We start from the raw sequence: 2,469 nt of genomic DNA, 5'->3' as shown, positions 1-2,469 counted from the left end.
AGGATGCTTTTGACCTGGAATTGCAATTTGAATACAGGAAAGAATTTTATGCAGAAGGACAGCTGTGGTATTATTACAAGCGGAAAAATTTAGTCACTATTCCAGACGGTGTAGGCAACCCTATGACTGCTGAAAAGTATGTTTTCCCTATCCCTAATGCGGAATTAGAATTTGGTTCATCGGCAAATTAAAAATTATCAATCATGAAATTAAACTTAAAACATACCTATTTAGTAGTTTTGATTGCCCTGGGGATATCCTCCTGCAAACAAAATGAACTGCTGTTGTTTGAACAGGAAACCGCAGTTTATGTAAACCTCTCCACAGATAGTACCGTATACACCTTTGCTACAACAGCAGAAAGTGTAGTTGAAGATACAGTTTTTATCAAATACAGAATTATAGGTAAACCATCACCCATAGACAGAACCATTAAACTTGCAACCCTGGCTGGTGCAACTGCTAAGGAAGGCTACCATTATAGCTTGGGGCAAACCGTGATTAAAGCCAATGAATTTGAAACTGATGTACCCGTTTACCTTTATCGCAAAGCAGGTTTAAAGGATAGTACCGTTGCCGTCGTTTTCGAGATCAAGGAAAATGAATTTTTTAAGCCTGGCTATTTTGATCAGCTGACACATAAAATTACCATTACTGATATCTTGAAAAAACCTACGCGCTGGGAGTCTACCTGGGTTCCTTATTTCGGTGCTTATTCTGAAGTGAAATTTAGGTTCTTGCTCGATGTAACGCAAAAAACAGATTGGGAATCTTCCCCTTTTCCACAGGATTCAAGGTACTTATCGCAAAGAGCCAAAAATGCTTTGCTGGAATATAACCAGGAAAAAGGAGCCTTAATAGATGAGTTCGGTATGGAAGTGACCTTCCCTTAATCAATCCATTCATAATTAATTAGATCAAAAAATGAATATTTCATACAGAAGATATAAAGGTGTGTTGCTGCTTGCAGTGCTGTTTCTTGCCAGCTGCTACAAAGACGAGAGCACCGAAGGGATCAACCCTATTAACGAGGTGTTGATTACCGATACCAAAACAGAGGCGGTGATTACTGTTTTTCAGGGCGATACCTTGAAATTAAAGCCCAACCTTACTCAAAGTCAACAAAGTAATCTCGATCAGCTAGAGTTTAAATGGTTGGTCTATAACAATAATGGGGCTGTAAGTTTAGCTGCCCCGCGAGTGGAGATCTCAAAAGATGCAGAACTGAACTATATTGTAAAAGGAGAACCCTTTATATTAGGTGAAAATTATATTGTACGCCTGGAAGTGAAAGATAAAAACAGCCAGGTATCAACTTACCTTAATTATAAAGTATTGGTGGGTAATGGTTATGGTGTTGGATGGCTTGTTTTGGAAGATAAAGCTGGCAAAGGAGATTTATCCTTTGTTTTCCCTAATTTTTCGGTAGAGCATGGCATGTATAACGACAGGAATACCTCGCCAATTATTGGCCCGAAGAAATTGGAAATTACTCCTTTTGTGGTTAGTGATGATATTTCAGCTGCTGGTAACCGTTTATACATTTTGGCCGACCAGGGAAGCCAGGAATACAACTACCTGACTATGGTTAAAAAGTTTAACTATGCTTTTGAGTTTTTCAGTGCCCCGGCTGTTGAAAAGCCACAGTATATGAACTGGACAAGCCAGTCGTCGTATAATGGCTTAAGATCTCCGTCGCTGGGTGTGGTCATCAACGATGGCAAGCTTCATTCTAACTTAGTAGGCGGTTTTCCGGGTGTTAAAAAATGGGGTGACATTGCGCTCAACCCACAGGGCAACAGAAATTATAACCTTGCGCCTTTTGCCGTTGGCGGCCCTTCTTTTGCGGCGATAGTTTATGATAACCTTGATAAAAGATTTTATCAGGTGAGGGCGTATAACCCTAGTCCGGTTGCGGGTACCTTAGAAGGCTTTCCATCGGGGGGCACCACAGGTGTAAGCACTGTTTTTGAAATGAACAATGTGGGCATGACGATGCTCTTCCAGGATTCTGCAGATGTGGCAAATGAATATAATGCTGTGATGAAAGACAACAGCAATCAACTTTATTTATTGCGTTATAAAACAGTAAACACCACGGCCGCGCCAAATATTACCCTTGGTAAAACGCAGATGAATGCACCGGGCATGCTCAGCTTTTCTGCTGCCGCAGGAAGCACCACTACTCCACACCTTTATTATGGAAATGCCAATATCCTATCACGTTATGAAACAAGTTCAAATAACGTAGTCGAGAATTTTGTTTTTGCAGCAACAGAACGTATTACCGCCATTAAGTATGCCAAATACACGCCCGATGATAAAGAAGCTGTAAAAAAAGCAAGACTTGCTGTGGCTACCTGGGATGGTACGGAAGGGAGATTATATTTCTTCTCTATACCAAATTTGGGCACTATTGGTCAACCCACCCATACCTTAAGAGGCTTTTCTCAAATTGTTGACCTGGTC

General features: G+C 40.7%; 2 protein-coding genes and 1 pseudogene. All 3 read left to right on the top strand.

Annotated elements, in window-relative coordinates; genetic code table 11:
- A pseudogene (locus tag ACR2F7_RS05460) lies at nucleotides 1-191 on the top strand (RagB/SusD family nutrient uptake outer membrane protein); the annotation flags it as partial.
- Between the two features lie 12 nt (nucleotides 192-203).
- On the top strand, nucleotides 204-893 hold the full coding sequence (locus ACR2F7_RS05455; protein WP_432712577.1) for a DUF4843 domain-containing protein: 690 nt from the start codon (nucleotides 204-206) through the stop codon (nucleotides 891-893).
- A 31-nt stretch (nucleotides 894-924) separates the two neighbouring features.
- The coding region (locus tag ACR2F7_RS05450; RefSeq protein ID WP_432712576.1) for a PKD-like family lipoprotein at nucleotides 925-2,469 on the top strand (1,545 nt) is incomplete at its 3' end.

This window comes from Pedobacter sp., assembly GCF_045628745.1.
Lineage (GTDB): Bacteria > Bacteroidota > Bacteroidia > Sphingobacteriales > Sphingobacteriaceae > Pedobacter.
The sequence above is the reverse complement of the archived record's forward strand: the minus strand, read 5'-3'. Positions and strand labels throughout refer to the sequence as shown.